The sequence below is a fragment of the Alteromonas sp. CNT1-28 genome (assembly GCF_022348345.1).
Taxonomy (GTDB): Bacteria; Pseudomonadota; Gammaproteobacteria; order Enterobacterales; family Alteromonadaceae; genus Alteromonas; species Alteromonas macleodii.
In genome coordinates, this window is sequence record NZ_JAKREZ010000012.1 from 15,244 (window position 1) to 30,546 (window position 15,303).

Annotated in this window: 12 protein-coding genes and 1 pseudogene; 3 read left to right on the forward strand and 10 right to left on the reverse strand. The window is 44.5% G+C overall.

All coding sequences use genetic code 11. The features are described 5' to 3' along the window. The first annotated feature begins 252 nt into the window (after window positions 1-252). Window positions 253-2,625, forward strand: coding sequence for a phosphoenolpyruvate synthase (gene ppsA, locus MHN02_RS09730; protein WP_239245787.1), 2,373 nt, complete (start codon window positions 253-255; stop codon window positions 2,623-2,625). Window positions 2,626-2,951: 326 nt separating this feature from the next. Continuing rightward, entirely contained in the window at window positions 2,952-3,101 is a 150-nt protein-coding gene (locus tag MHN02_RS09735; RefSeq protein WP_155279892.1) for a hypothetical protein, read from the forward strand. A gap of 720 nt (window positions 3,102-3,821) precedes the next feature. Here MHN02_RS09735 and MHN02_RS09740 read toward each other — a convergent pair. From MHN02_RS09740 to MHN02_RS09750, 3 genes are all read right to left on the reverse strand, one after another. After that, complete coding sequence (locus MHN02_RS09740; protein WP_239245789.1) at window positions 3,822-6,083, reverse strand: molybdopterin cofactor-binding domain-containing protein; 2,262 nt, start codon at window positions 6,081-6,083, stop codon at window positions 3,822-3,824. Further along, window positions 6,080-6,586, reverse strand: coding sequence for a (2Fe-2S)-binding protein (locus tag MHN02_RS09745; protein WP_239245791.1), 507 nt, complete (start codon window positions 6,584-6,586; stop codon window positions 6,080-6,082). Before MHN02_RS09745 ends, MHN02_RS09740 begins: the two co-directional genes overlap by 4 nt. Before the next feature lie 367 nt (window positions 6,587-6,953). Next, window positions 6,954-7,169 (reverse strand): PGPGW domain-containing protein, encoded by a 216-nt coding sequence (locus tag MHN02_RS09750; protein ID WP_014976394.1) that lies wholly within the window; start codon window positions 7,167-7,169, stop codon window positions 6,954-6,956. A gap of 327 nt (window positions 7,170-7,496) precedes the next feature. Between MHN02_RS09750 and MHN02_RS09755 the strand changes: the two genes are divergently transcribed. Beyond that, window positions 7,497-7,913, forward strand: coding sequence for a DUF4826 family protein (locus tag MHN02_RS09755; RefSeq protein ID WP_014949321.1), 417 nt, complete (start codon window positions 7,497-7,499; stop codon window positions 7,911-7,913). A 47-nt stretch (window positions 7,914-7,960) separates the two neighbouring features. Here MHN02_RS09755 and MHN02_RS09760 read toward each other — a convergent pair whose 3' ends face one another. The 7 genes and pseudogenes from MHN02_RS09760 to MHN02_RS09790 all read right to left on the reverse strand — a co-directional run bounded on the left by MHN02_RS09760 (window position 7,961) and on the right by MHN02_RS09790 (window position 14,920). Then, window positions 7,961-8,419 (reverse strand): GNAT family N-acetyltransferase, encoded by a 459-nt coding sequence (locus tag MHN02_RS09760; protein ID WP_014949322.1) that lies wholly within the window; start codon window positions 8,417-8,419, stop codon window positions 7,961-7,963. 9 nt (window positions 8,420-8,428) lie between these two features. Beyond that, window positions 8,429-9,595: a cupin domain-containing protein gene (locus MHN02_RS09765; protein WP_239245793.1), complete on the reverse strand. Its 1,167-nt coding sequence runs from the start codon at window positions 9,593-9,595 to the stop codon at window positions 8,429-8,431. 355 nt (window positions 9,596-9,950) lie between these two features. Continuing rightward, entirely contained in the window at window positions 9,951-10,784 is an 834-nt protein-coding gene (locus MHN02_RS09770; RefSeq protein ID WP_239245795.1) for an adenylate/guanylate cyclase domain-containing protein, read from the reverse strand. A gap of 106 nt (window positions 10,785-10,890) precedes the next feature. Continuing rightward, the gene (purB, locus tag MHN02_RS09775) at window positions 10,891-12,258 is read right to left on the reverse strand and encodes an adenylosuccinate lyase (protein WP_039229483.1); all 1,368 of its coding nucleotides are present in this window, start codon (window positions 12,256-12,258) and stop codon (window positions 10,891-10,893) included. A gap of 13 nt (window positions 12,259-12,271) precedes the next feature. Continuing rightward, the gene (gene hflD / locus MHN02_RS09780; protein WP_014949326.1) at window positions 12,272-12,898 is read right to left on the reverse strand and encodes a high frequency lysogenization protein HflD; all 627 of its coding nucleotides are present in this window, start codon (window positions 12,896-12,898) and stop codon (window positions 12,272-12,274) included. Between the two features lie 2 nt (window positions 12,899-12,900). Continuing rightward, a pseudogene (gene mnmA, locus MHN02_RS09785) lies at window positions 12,901-14,007 on the reverse strand (tRNA 2-thiouridine(34) synthase MnmA); the annotation flags it as partial. A gap of 370 nt (window positions 14,008-14,377) precedes the next feature. Next, a complete protein-coding gene (locus MHN02_RS09790) occupies window positions 14,378-14,920 on the reverse strand; it encodes an rRNA large subunit pseudouridine synthase E (protein ID WP_014976399.1) in 543 nt (180 codons plus the stop codon). Window positions 14,921-15,303 lie beyond the last annotated feature (383 nt).

Here is a 15,303-nt window from a genome sequence, read left to right on the forward strand (position 1 = left end):
GTAATTTTATTACAAAAGTAATAAAGGGTTTACATTCTGAATTTCCCCATTCTAAGATGATTTCGTCGAAAAGCTACACGGTTCTTGTGAATGATGGCAAATATCAATAGGTTTGCTGTCAAACGTAATGGACAGCGTTAACAGTGGTTTTCACCACATATCGACTACAATTTGATGAGTTTCAGGTGACAAAAAGCACAAACCTGAAATTAACCTCATACCCTACACATAAAAAAGCTGGAGGCTTGGGCTGTGCAAGAATACGTACTTTGGTATCAAGAACTGGGCATGCATGATGTGGGTCGCGTAGGCGGCAAAAATGCATCATTAGGCGAGATGATTTCAAACCTGGCGAACGCCGGTGTGCAGGTGCCGGGAGGTTTTGCTACCACCGCCGAGGCATTTAATGAGTTTCTAGAGCAAAGTGGCCTAGAAGCGCGCATCCACGATGTTTTAGACTCGTTAGACGTGGATGACGTAAACGCACTCACCGAAGCGGGTAAGAATATCCGCCAGTGGATCATCGACACACCTTTCCAAGGAAAGCTAGAAGAAGAAATCAAAACTGCGTTTGTCACATTACAGGGTGATGCAGGTGAAGAAGCGTCATTCGCAGTGCGTTCATCAGCCACGGCTGAAGATATGCCTGATGCGTCTTTCGCAGGACAACAAGAGACTTTCCTAAACGTTAAAGGCTATGAAGCCGTGCTTGTGGCAATTAAGCACGTGTTCGCATCGCTATTTAACGACCGCGCTATTTCTTATCGCGTTCACCAAGGATACGACCACAAAGGGGTGGCGCTATCTGCAGGTATTCAGCGCATGGTGCGCAGTGATATCGCATCATCAGGCGTTATGTTTACTATCGATACCGAGTCTGGCTTTGAAGACGTTGTATTTATCACCAGTTCATTCGGTTTAGGTGAAATGGTGGTGCAGGGTGCGGTTAACCCTGATGAATTCTATGTTCACAAACCAACACTTGATAAAGGCCTGCCTGCTATCGTTCGTCGTAACCTTGGTAGTAAGCTTACTAAAATGGTGTACTCAGATGATGAAGCACACGGTAAGCAGGTGTCTATTGTCGATATTGATGCAGCTGACAGCAAAACCTTCTCGTTGACTGACGACGAAGTAATGGAGCTTGCTAAACAGGCGCAGATCATTGAAAACCACTACAAGCGTCCGATGGACATCGAGTGGGCAAAAGATGGCGCAGACGGCAAACTTTACATTGTTCAGGCTCGCCCTGAAACAGTACGCAGCCGTGAAGACTCACAAAGCATTGAGCGATTCCAGTTGAAAGGTCAAAGCAACATTGTTTGTGAAGGCCGTGCAATTGGTCACAAAATCGGTGCTGGTGTGGCGAAAGTGCTTGATTCAATTGAAGAGATGGACAAAATTCAAGCGGGTGATGTTCTGGTAACTGACATGACAGACCCTGACTGGGAACCTATCATGAAGAAGGCTTCTGCAATTGTTACCAATCGCGGTGGCCGTACTTGTCACGCGGCTATCATCGCACGTGAGTTAGGCATTCCAGCGGTAGTTGGTTGTGGTAACGCGACTGACAGTATCAAGAACGGCGATAAAATTACTGTGTCTTGTGCTGAAGGTGACACCGGTTTTATCTACGGTGACGAACTAGAGTTCGACGTAGTGACGTCACGCATCGATGCCATGCCTGACCTACCGTTAAAAGTGATGATGAACGTGGGTAACCCTGATCGCGCATTTGATTTTGCTCGCTTGCCAAACGCGGGTGTTGGTCTTGCTCGCCTTGAGTTTATTATCAACCGCATGATTGGTGTGCACCCTAAAGCACTACTTAATTTCGACAGCCAGCCTGAAGAGTTGAAAGAAGAAATTAGCGATATGATTGCAGGCTACGAGTCGCCTAAGGAATACTACATCGAGAAATTGGTGGAAGGTATTTCAACCATTGGCGCTGCATTCTCGCCAGAGAAAGTTATTGTTCGTATGTCAGATTTCAAATCGAACGAATACTTCAACTTAGTGGGCGGTTATCAATACGAGCCAGACGAAGAAAACCCAATGTTGGGTTTCCGTGGTGCAAGCCGCTACATCTCTGAAGATTTCCGCGATTGTTTTGCCCTTGAATGTGAAGCCATTAAGCGCGTTCGCAACAAAATGGGCTTGACCAATGTTGAGATCATGATCCCGTTTGTCCGTACATTAGAAGAAGGTCGTCAAGTTATCGAGCTTCTTGAAGAGCAGGGACTTAAGAAAGGTGAAAATGGCCTTCGCGTTATCATGATGTGTGAATTACCTTCAAACGCTTTGCTTGCTGATAAGTTCCTAGACATTTTCGACGGTTTCTCTATTGGGTCTAACGACTTAACGCAGTTAACCCTAGGTCTAGATCGCGACAGCGGTCTTATCGCGCACTTGTTTGATGAACGTGATGAAGCGGTCAAAGCATTGTTGTCAATGGCAATTCAGGCAGCGAAGAAGCGTGGAAAATACGTAGGCATTTGTGGTCAAGGTCCATCAGATCACGAAGACTTCGCCGCGTGGCTGGTACAAGAAGGGATTGATTCGGTATCACTTAATCCTGATACCGTGGTTGAAACTTGGCTTTACCTTGCTGAAAAGCACGGTTAATCACGCAGCTCGGATGTGAAGGCTAGAAAGCTTAAGGGCTATTTAGTTTTCCATCTAACGTCGTGCTATTTCACGACGTTATCGCTTTGATATTATTGAAAAAGAGACCATAAGGTCTCTTTTTTTGTTAGGCAACTTAAAGTGATGGCCACTCATCTAGAAGCAAATCTTTGCTCATGTTTCATTCCTTAAAAAAACTGTGGTTATTTAGCAAAACTATGCATTTTTGCGTGTTGAAAACATGACTTTGTGTAATTAAAAATGTAATATTACAAAGTGACTTTCTCTTTGAATCTTTGATTAATAATTAACTTGGTTGAATTCTCATGGCACATAATGACAGCGCAGTTTCAGTAAATACTTCCGAAGAAAACGTTATGCAATCACGCTCTGTGGTAGAGCAGTTGGCGGAAGCGCAAAAAGAAATTAACGAGCTTAAAATGCAGTTAATGTGGATGGAACGCAACTACGAGTAAGAATAACCTATTAGAATAAGGCAGGAATTAACCGTCCAACACTGAAAGTATTTTCCTTTTAATTGTAAGGTTACAGGTTGATTTACAGTTTGGCTAAAAGGAGGTCATGTTGGCCTCCTTTTTTGTCTCTAATGGTTGTTTGCTGCTCTTAAGCAATGGCTTAGTTAGTTGGAAATGGTGAATATACTAATGACTAGGTTTTTTCGCCTTTTTGATGTGCAACAAAGCTCAAGACCTTCTTATATTACTTAGTTAAATTATGTCCGGTTGGATTAGTGTGCTATTGTAAATAGCGTTAGGCTAGTAGTATGGATGAGGCTGGGGAGGGAAACTGAGATGGCTTATAAATTTAAGTTTTTTGCACAACCTGTAATCAGTAACATCAGAACGTTCTGTGAAGCAGCGCTGGTTGAATTCACTATTGGTCTGATATGTGCAGTTTTTGCCTATGCAAGTTATGGTGTTTTTATTCACCTTTTTGTTGCTTGCGTTGTTATCTCGATAGCGTGTTTTTGCCTAAGTATCTATAACTTATATAGTCTTTTCTATTGAACTAATCCGCGAAGATAATTGCCCCGCCACTATTGAGACACTACCGAATACATCCATAAAAAAAGGGTTAACACAGTGTGTGTTAACCCTTTTTGATATGATTGCTTGTCTTAAATAGCGTTAGTATTTATTCATCAAACCAGCGATTAAGCCGAATCTAAAGAATGCTTACGCTTTAAGCTGGTTACCAATAGGTAGCTGGCGAATACGCTTACCGCATGCAGCAAAAATGGCATTACACAGCGCTGGCGCATACACGGGGGTTGCAGGTTCACCTACACCTGCTGGCGGCGCATCGCTTTCAATTACTTCAACTTCTACCTCTAGTGGTGAATCGCTCATGCGCGGTACACGGTAGTTGTGGAAGTTACTCTGCTGTACACGCCCTTTATCAAACGTTATACCGTCACTGATAGCTGTTGTGATACCGTAAACCGAGCCGCCTTGGGTTTGGTTTTTAACCGTATCGGTGTTAACTACAGTACCTGCATCAATGGCTACCCATGATTTAATCACGCTAAGATCGCCAGCGTCAGACACTTCAACTTCAACCACAGTAGCAACGTAAGTTAAGAAGCTACGGTGCGCAGCAATACCCAGTCCGCGGCCTTTAGGCATGTTGCGGCCCCAGCCTGCCATGTCAGATACTTTCTCAATTACATTACGAAGACGGCCTGTATCCAAAGGATAAACCGACTTATCACCCCAATAGTTTTGATATTCGGCTTTTTGATCCGTCACATCAATAATTCTATCAGGACCAATTACTTCCAATAGGTAATCTTTAGCGTCTTTGCCTGCTTTGTGGGCTGCTTCATTAATAAACGACTGTACAGCAAACGCGTGGAAGATGTTAGATACTGAACGCATCCATCCAATACGGGCTTTGGCTGGTGCTTCACCGCGCTCTAACTTCATGTTGGGCGTAAGAATAGGGTTATCCGTAAAGCCCAAATCTAACTCAAAGCTAAAGGGTGCGTTCGCGCCCTCTTGGAACGTAGAGGCAATAGGTGAAAACGCGGTTCTGTGAAGATAAGCGTCAATTTTACCGTTTTCATCAAGTGCAGCTTCAACATGTTGAGCAGAGACCGCGTGATAGAAACCGTGCTGAATATCATCTTCACGTGTCCATTGAACGCGAATTGGCTTGCCCGTTTTCATTGATAGGAATGCTGCTTCCGCTGAAAAGTCAGGCTTAGACTTACGCCCGAAAGCACCACCTAGCATGGTAACGTGAACATTGATTTTTTCTTTGTCCATGCCAACCATAGCGCCCACGGTTTCCATATCAGCCTGCGGATTTTGTGTTGCTGCCCATACGTCAACGCGATCTTTATAGTACATGGCAGTAGCACAAGGTGGCTCCATTGGGGCTTGTGCTAAATGCGGCACGTAATAGTCAGCAACCAGCTTGTCGCTGGCTTTTTCTAAAACGCTCAACGCATCGCCTTTTTCTCTAACAAGCGCTTGAGGTGCGTTTACTGTGTTAAGCAACTGCTCTTTAAAGTTCGCTGAGTTATAGTCGCCATTTGCGCCATCGTCCCAGGTGACGTCTAATGCTTTGCGGCCTTGCCATGCTGCCCATGTGTTGTTAGCTATAATGGCTAGCCCACCTTTTGGTTGGAACTGAGGCGCACCTTTTGGCGCTGGAATTTCAATTACATCAACAACGCCATTAACCGCTTTTGCTTTATCTGCATTGAAGCTTTTCACCTTACCGCCCACTACAGGTGGGCGTTCGATTATAGCAACAAGTGCTTTTGGCTCGCGCACGTCGGCGGCGAAGGTTGCTTTACCGGTAACGATATCTTGAAGGTCGATATGCGCCATACCGGTATTGATGTAACGCCATTCTTTCCTTTCTTTAAGCTTAAGCTTATCTGCTTCTGGCGGCGTAATGGTTAATGCATCGTCTATTAAGTCTTTATAAGCAAGCGTTTTACCTGAAGTGTGTGTTACCACATGCTGCTCGGCAACACAGGTACTTGGCTCAACACCCCAACGCTTAGCTGCTGCATGTTGCATCATATAACGCACGCTTGCGCCCATTTCTCGAAGACGCTGCATATTGAAGCGGATACTACGCGAGCCATCGGTGTTTTGGTCACCGTATTTGGGGTCGCCTTTGCCTTGAATAACAATGACTTTGTCCCACGCCGCTTCCATCTCGTCAGCTACAATTTGCGCAATGGCGGTTCGGATCTGTTGACCCATTTCGCTGCGGTGACACGTTACTTCAACCATGCCGTCGGGGCGAAGTGCAATGAACAAGTTTGCGCGCTTTGCGTTTTCCGCCGGCTTTGCTAATACGCCAGCCATGGCGCGAGGTGCACCGCCCATGAAATAGGTACCAAGAACCAGTGCGCCTGCCGCTGCTGTCGATTTTAAGAAACTGCGGCGATTCATATCAAAATAGGTATTCTCACTCATGCTTCTTCTCCCGCTTGGGCTGGGTCAAAGTAGCTCACGCCAGCGTTGCCGCTTATTGATTTCGACGCAGACTTAATGGCCTTGTGAATGCGAGGGTACGTTCCGCAACGACAGATGTTGCCCGACATATTCTGAACAATTTCTTCGTCACTTGGCGTTGGGTTGGTTGATAATAGACTGGCAGCTTGCATGATTTGCCCACATTGACAGAAACCACATTGTGGTACTTTATGTTCTACCCACGCTTTTTGGACAGGGTGATCGCCATTTTCGCTTAGCCCTTCAATAGTGGTAATTTTTCTGCCTTGAACGGCTGATATAGGCAATACGCAAGAGCGTTGTGCCATGCCATCAATGTGAACAGTACAAGCGCCACATTGCGCCATACCACAGCCAAACTTAGGTCCTGTAAGATTTAATTCGTCACGAAGGTACCACAACACTGGTGTTGATGGGTCACCAGAAAATTCGTGTTTGTTACCATTAACGGTAAACGTGATCATGGTCTTGTCTCCATAGGTAAGCGAAAGATATGACTTGGACCAGATTGTTTAAATCTGGCCTACCCAAGCAGCGCAATGCGGGGTCAACGCATTGCACAAAATCATATCGATACGGTTACATTGCCTGATGATACGAACTATCTAAGATGCTGAGCATGCTCAGATAATTGCCACTATTATTATTGTTAAAGGCTTCGCAATTTATACTTTAGATTACGTTAACACGCATTGCATCATTACGCATTTACATAAGTTTAATTGCTAACACTTTGCGACAAAGTGGTGAGAGATGAAGAGGGGGGCGAAACGCACTGTGCGTTATGGCGTGCTCAACTTTCTAAAAGCACACCTGTTAGAACAAAAACAATTAACGCAGCTTTCGCATAAGAAGAAAACGATCAATTCTACGGGCACCACTCGTCATTGTTTTTTGGCTGTATTTGAGCCAGCTTCGCGCTTTTGGCCAGTCGTAACTTAAGAGCACTAAACCGCCTACCACTAACAAGATAGAGCCCGGAAGTAATGTTAGAACAATACCGCCGATAAACAGGATTGCTCCAAGGGTAAGTCTTACTATTCGCATGTATAAACACTCGGCTTGGTGAAGTTTTCATCTCACAGTTTCGCCCAAAGAAGCACATTTGCCAATATGAAAAATGTAAATGTTTGTGCCCGACCTTTGAATAACTGGGTGCTGGGTATTCTTAAAGATTGTCGAATAAGTAAGCGGTTAACACCTTCGGTGGGCACAATGCCCTAATTGCGGTGGAAAGCAAGAATGAAATAAAGTACAAAGATAAAAAAGGCGTACGCTACGAACTAGTGGCAAAACTGCCTAGAAGGTAACTGAGACATGGGTATCAAGTAGCAGTACTAGTAAGAACAGATAACGATAATAATGAGAGTAAAAATGGCAGAACAACCAGAAAACCAACCAATCAGTGATGAAGAACGCGCAACATGGGTGCGAGAGCAGTTTCAAAAGGCAAACAAATTTTTAGCGGAAAATGGCGTGTTGTTTGATTCTGTTATTACCGAAGAAAGTCGTTATTTAATGCCGTACCTTGCAGTTTGGAAAATTAGAGCAATGGACAGTAAACGCTATTGGGTTATTAGTGGTGATTTACCTTCTGATTACACATCAGTCGATAACGCCAAAGACGCCAAGGACGTACTGCGTCACTTTGCTATGCATTGGCAGTTGAAAGCAGAAAACCTTATTAATGCAGAGGGCGCAGACGATACCCAAAAGGCGTTTGGTGCTTTACTAATTAATCGTGCTGAAAGCTTGTTTGCCATGCAGAACGCGCCAGATCTTTGGAATTAATTCCAGGCAATAGCCCGTATTAGTGAGACGGTTTGTAAATACATAGCTTAATGAAGTTGAGTCACGTCCGGAAGAGGAAATCGCTCTGCCGGACATTTTAGACGTTGTCTTGGAACGCCTGCGTCCATAAATACTTGCCCGTCGGGAATAAAACCAATGGATTGGTGATAGGACACGCTTTCTAAATTGCAGACTACTTTGATAATGGGGACGTTGTTTTGCTTTGCCGTGTTAATCAGCGCTTCAAACAAAGCGCGATAAACAGGCAATGTTCTGTGGCAGCGCTTAACAGCAATTCGGCCTAGTTCGCCTCGTTTGGTTAAGCGCCCAGTGGCAATGGGTTCGTTTTCATCATTGACGATAAGCACATGGCACGCTGAGCTGTCGTGTTCGTCGAACTCGCTTGCCTCGGGGACGCGCCACTCTAAAACAAATACATGTTCCCTTAGTGCTTTTAGTCGATGTTTATCCTTTTCCCAATCGACGTTTTGTATCGTAAACGCCATACTTACCTGTTAACCTTCGAACCATTCCCAGTAACCATTATTGATAAGTGTAGTTAAGGTTTCTAAAAATGTAAAAGAAGGCGCGTCTTGGCAACACGTTGCGTTCAAAACGCCTCCTGATGCCAGCACTTCAAACCATTCTTGGTCACTTTTGCCAAATTCGAACTGACTGCCATTTACAAAGAGTGCGCGAGGAAGACCACGCTTACCGTCACATAGTAATGCACGCACACCCGGTGCAGGAACAAAGCTAATGCCTGCGGCAAACTCATTTGAAATTTGCTCTAGCGATACTTCGTCTTCTAGCGGATATTCAGGAATGCCTTGTTCACTCATGGCTTCTAGAAGTGCCAAAGTAAAGTCTTCACCGTTTATCGCATCTATGAGCTGCTGCTTAAGAATGGCAACATCGCTTGGATTTACCCAAGCACGATTACTTTGCATAGAGCGGCTTGCATCGGTAAAGCGATAATTATGTGCGCCTTTATCCAACATCATCGCCAGGCTTTCCGCTAGTTGCAGATTGTCCGGAGCACGATAACCCACAGAGTAGGTGAGGCTATCTTCAATTGTCGCTCCATCATGAGGCCAGCCCGGTGGTACGTACACCACATCGCCAGGCTCAACCACAACATCTATAACAGGGTCGAAGCCTTCAATTTGTCTTAATTTTGGATGTGGAAAAACTTCTTTATAGTCCGCCGGCTTGCCCACACGCCAGCGTTTTCGGCCCTTACCTTGAACTAAAAATACATCATATTGGTCGATGTGAGCACCAACGCCTGCACCATTGGTGGCGAAGCTCACCATCAGGTCGTCCAATCGCCAATTAGGGATAAAAGAAAAGGGATCTAGTAGAGGGGTTACGTCGGGCACATATTTATCTACGCCTTGAACTAGTAATGTCCATTTGCCCTGACATGCTTTGTCAAAATCGGTAATTGGCCCCTGTTCAACATGCCAGCTGCCTTTCACGTTGCTAATAATACGTGCATCCACTTCCGATTCTTGTGCTAGACCGGCAAGATCGTTCTCATCGATAGGATCTACAAAGTTGTCAAAGAAGTGTTTGATGACTACCGGCTTTTGCTGCCAGTAGTTTTTTAGAAAGGTTTCTGCATTAAAGCCGTTTCCAGATTGTGCATCAATAATGTACGAATTGTCGTTAGTGGGCATAGTGTCTCTTATAGTAAGCCAATTAAATGGGTTTAATCTGTTGATTTAAGTATTGTGCGTGGCGTTACAAATATGCGGTAAGCGTTAGCACTTTGTCAAAAGCGAGGTTGAAGCTTATGGGCGGCATTATCGATTATTGAAACGTTTATTGCTACCTTGCATTTGCTTCACCTGATTCAGTAGGGAGAGCCGAATTCATAACGGTTCGCATAAATAATTACCCACTCAGCGAAACTTAACATGTTCGTACTCGCGGCGAGTTACTGCAGGTGTAATTCATCTAACTTAGAAATCACGTGCTTTTTAGCTCAATGTTTACATGACATGGGTGGTTATCAGATGCGCTAGACAGGAGTTAGCAAACGTATGCGCTTATTAGCATTGTTTTCGTGTGCAGCTGTTTTGGTAGGAATGTGGTTTCTTTGCGATTTTCGCCACACATTTTTGACTCACTGAGTTTCCGCTTGTCGTGTTCACGCGTTGAAAGCTCAGTGTTAGCGTTTATATTTGAACCACAAGTGAAGTACGTATTAAAGGAACAAGGGTTATTCGCACTCGCGCTAGAGCGATGAATAATCTGTCGTTTAACCAGGCTGTAAGACTTCTCACAAATAGCAATTGTATTAGGTGCTGTGTATTGCTCTAACATTGCAGCCCTATTTACCGTAGTCCCCCAAATATCAAAGCCTGCAAGCGGGCGAGAAGATTGGCCGGCAAGTAAAGAGCCTGTCGCAATGCCAACTCGCAGTTGGCTTGAAGATGAAGCTAAAAGGTCGTTGCTATTTACAAGCTCGCGAGCGCGAAATGCGAATTCGATGGCGTTCACCAGAGCGTTCAAAAGCGAGTGTGTTGTACTACTATGTTCGCCGCTAAAACCAACCGCAATATATTGATCGCCGTTGGTTTTTAATGGCGAAAGGTGTAAATCAGCGGCAAGCACATCGAATTCAGAAAACAGGCTATCTACAAGTCTGGCGCATGTAATGTCGCCATATTTAACTGAGAGTTGTTGGAAGCCTGATAGGTCACAAAAAATGACGACGGCATTTTTTATACAGCTTTTTAAATTCGCGGCACTACTTTTGGTTTCCAGCGTTGTATTTAACACCTTCGAAACCGTGGGGGAAAGTACAACACAGTGTTTTTCCTGCAATGAGAAAGGAGTGTGGTTCGTGTTGCGTAAATCCATTTGCTTGCTCCCACGGGTAGGTGAAAATTCAATGTAGAGAAATTCAGGAATAAAAAAACGCGGTACTAATGACCGCGTTTTTCAGTGTAGTGGAAAGCGTAAGGGCTTATAACTGATCTACAAGCCTGATTGCATCACCAATGTATGTAGCAGGCGTTAATGCCTTAAGCTCTGCTTTGGCCGCTTCTGGCATATCTAGGTTATCAATAAACTCAGCAATGACCTCAGCGTTTACTTTCTTACCACGGGTCAGCTCTTTTAGCTTCTCGTATGGCTTTTCAATACCGTAACGACGCATAACAGTTTGAATAGGCTCTGCAAGCAGTTCCCAATTGTTGTTTAGCTCGTTAAGTAAGCTTTGCTCATTAACTTCTAACTTGCTGATACCTTTCAAAGTAGCCTGATACGCAATAACCGCATAACCTACACCTACGCCGAGGTTACGTAATACGGTTGAGTCGGTAAGGTCACGTTGCCAGCGAGAGATAGGAAGCTTAGCTGCTAAATGGTCAAAAATAGCGTTCGCCAGACCTAAGTTACCTTCTGAATTTTCGAAATCGATAGGGTTAACTTTGTGTGGCATGGTAGAAGAGCCGATTTCGCCAGCTACCGTTTTTTGCTTGAAGTGACCCAGTGCAATGTAACCCCAAACGTCACGGTCGAAATCGATAAGAATGGTGTTAAAGCGCGCAATGGCATCAAACATTTCTGCAATATAGTCATGCGGCTCTATTTGCGTAGTGAACGGGTTCCAGGTTAGACCTAGTGAGGTAACAAACTTCTCTGAAACTTCGTGCCAATCTACATCTTTATACGCTGACAAGTGTGCATTGTAGTTGCCCACTGCACCGTTAATCTTACCAAGTAACTCAACACCTGCGATTTGGCTACGCTGACGCTTTAGGCGAATAGCCACGTTTGCCATTTCTTTACCCATGGTGGTAGGTGAAGCAGGCTGACCGTGAGTACGTGCCATCATAGGTACGTTTTGGTAGCGCTTAGCAAGCTCTACTAGCGCTTCAATTAATTTGTCACAGTAAGGAAGAATAACGGTCTCGCGGGCTTCGCGAAGCATTAAGCCATGTGAAAGGTTGTTGATGTCTTCAGACGTACACGCAAAGTGGATAAACTCATTTACCGCTGAAAGCTCACTATTGTCGGCAACCTTCTCTTTAAGAAAGTATTCAACCGCTTTCACATCGTGGTTTGTTGTGCGCTCGATTTCTTTGATGCGCATGGCATCTTCAACACTAAATTCAGCTACTATTTTGTCTAGTAGTGCATTTGACGTGTCTGTAAAAGCAGGAACTTCTTCAATTTGTGGGTTAGTAGACAGCATTTGTAACCAACGTACTTCTACTTCTACACGGTATTTTAATAAGCCGTACTCACTGAAAATACTGCGTAATTCTACGCTTTTGCCAGCATATCGACCATCGACAGGGGAAATTGCAGTTAACTGACTCAGTTCCACCTTAAGCTCCTCACTAGTTTATTAATCGTAGTGCTTTAACAGCACTGTTAAGAATGTGTTTGCGTTTAAATAAAATGTTTCTTCGTTTTCCACCCATCTGACGCCACATTACTGCAGCCCTAACACCTGCAAGCAAAAGCGCACGCACTTTATGCTGAGTAGCAGGTTGGCTTAAATAATCTGGATTACCAGCTACCTGAATACGCGGTGCTAGCGGACTGATGATATCGCTGTAAATGCTCGCTAAGGAGGAGACTATTTGTGGGTTTTGGAAATCGATGTGAGCAAGCTGGCGCTGAACATGGGAAATACGTTCGCCCAGTTCTTGCATTGCTTTAGGCTTTCTCGCTAGCTTTCTTTCAAGGCCTAGAATACTAGCAATATAGCGGGTTAATTCCGTATCTTTTGTTGCTTGTTTGTCAGATAGCTGTGCTGCGAGTGTGGTGTAACCGGTTTTTAAGTTAGCGAGCTGGCCGAAAACCTGTTGAGGTGTTTCTGGGTCAGTAACCAGTATGCTCGATAAGCTGGCCTCTATAGCCTCGTTATCAGCAGAACCTCGTCTGGCAAGCTGCTGAACCAGCGCCGCAGCTTGACATACACCAGCAAGAGCTAGGTTATTTTCTATGTCGGTATCTAACATCAGCGAATATAACTCTCAATAATACCGCCGCCAAGGCAAACTTCGTCACTATAGAACACCGCTGACTGCCCCGGCGTTACCGCCTTCTGAGGCTCATCAAACATCACTTCAATGGTGTCGTCTTGAGTTGGCGTTATTGTACATGGGATATCGGCCTGGCGATAACGGGTTTTAACTACCGCGCGCACAGGTTCCGTAATTGTTTTTCTATCCACCCAGTGTAGCTGCTTTGCTACCAAGCCTTTCGAGTATAGGCGAGGGTGGTCGGCACCTTGGCCCACAATAAGCACGTTGCGAGCAACATCTTTATCTACCACATACCAAGGGTCGTCACCGTATTTGGCTAATCCACCAATGTGTAAGCCTTTACGTTGACCTAGCGTGTGATACATCAAGCCTTCGTGTTGGCCAATTTCTTCGCCTTCTGCTGTTTCAATAACACCAGGCTGAGCGGGAAGGTAACGAGCCAGGAAGTCTTTGAATTTGCGTTCACCAATAAAGCAAATCCCGGTAGAGTCTTTCTTATCATGAGTGATAAGACCTTGCTCCTCGGCAATTTTGCGAACTAATGGCTTTTCGATGTCACCCACAGGGAAGAGCGTTTTAGCAACGTGCTCTTCGCCTAATGTGTAAAGAAAGTAGCTCTGGTCTTTGTTGTTATCAAGACCGCGTAGCATTTGCCATTTACCGTCAACTTCTCGGCGACGAACATAGTGACCAGTAGCAATGTAGTCAGCGCCAAGGTCTTCTGCTGCAAATTCAAGAAACGCTTTAAACTTAATTTCTTTGTTGCACATAATATCTGGGTTTGGCGTACGGCCCGCTTTGTATTCCTCTAAGAAATACTCAAACACGTTATCCCAGTATTCTGCTGCAAAGTTAATGGTGTGCAGTTCAATGCCAAGTTTGTCAGCAACCGCTTGTGCATCTTTTAAATCTTCCGCTGCGGCACAGTATTCATCGTTGTCGTCTTCTTCCCAGTTTTTCATGAAAAGACCTTCAACCTGATAACCCTGTTGTTGGAGTAGGTAGGCTGAAACAGACGAATCGACACCGCCGGACATTCCGACGATCACTTTTTTGCTGGCGTTAGATTCAATATCACTCACTATGGATTGCACACTCATTTGATTAATAAAAAAGAAACCGTATTTGTTAAATCAGTCACCAATTAACATGTTGATAAATATGCTAAGGCGCTTACCCACTCAGTGGGCCATACCACTAATCAGCCACTTACAAATCGGCCCGTTTTCGAGGTCGCGGATTTTATCAGATTCCGATAGCTAATTCACATTTAATCCTTATCTGATTAAGTAATTAAATATGTGCCAAGCGGCCGTTGGCCTTTGCTGTAAAAAATTGTCTATATGCAAAGATGAACAGCAACCTTTAACAGCGCTAAAAATCCGTGACGTTTCGGTGCCTCTTTTAGTGTGGTCAAGGAAGGTGATTTCAAGTATTAGAAATTGAATTGCTTTAAAAGTGAACGTAGCTGCCATTATCAATACCATCAATGGTCCAATTACCCACGCGATATCTGATGAGCCGAAGGGTGGGGTAGCCGACGTGCGCTGTCATACGTCGCACTTGTCTGTTTCTGCCTTCTGTAATGGTAATTTCTACCCAGCTAGTAGGGATCGACTGTCTAAAGCGTACGGGCGGATTCCTCGGCCACACGCTAGGTGCTTCCATGGCCTTTACTTTCGCGGGGCGAGTCATTCCATCTTTTAATTCTACGCCGTCACGCAACGCCTGCATTGCTTTTTCGTCCATAATACCTTCAACTTGCACCCAATAGGTTTTGCTGGTTTTAGCTTTTGGGTTAGCAAGTTTATGCTGAAGCTTTCCGTCATTGGTGAGTACGAGAAGACCTTCCGAATCTCTGTCGAGTCGTCCTGCGGCATACACACCGGGAACATCAATATAGTCCTTTAGGGTTTCTCTACCGTCTGCATCAGTAAATTGAGAAAGAACTTGAAAGGGCTTATTAAAAAGCACCACTTTAGCGTTTGAAGACATATTACTTCCGCTTGTTTAAATTCAAAATTTCGGGGGGGATTTTACGACAAATGGCGATGCTTCGCATGGGAAAATCAACCGCAAATAGTGGTTTGCTCAATGAAGTTTGTCGATAAATTCAGTGATCTTATGAGTTAAGACAATGGTATGACTTGTAACTCAAACTTTCGACCCTATACTAATGGACGCTCCCATTTTTATAAGAGAGCGCATCTGCATAATTATTAGACAGTTTTAGCAGTGATAAGCGGGCTTGCTTATACATCGTATCTCGAAATTGCGTACGACTAGGTAGTCGAGTGCAAAGCCATGAGATGCATATTGCTAACATAGGGAATTGAATAATATGTAGGGAAGAAAACAGCAAGTGACCTAGTGCTTAA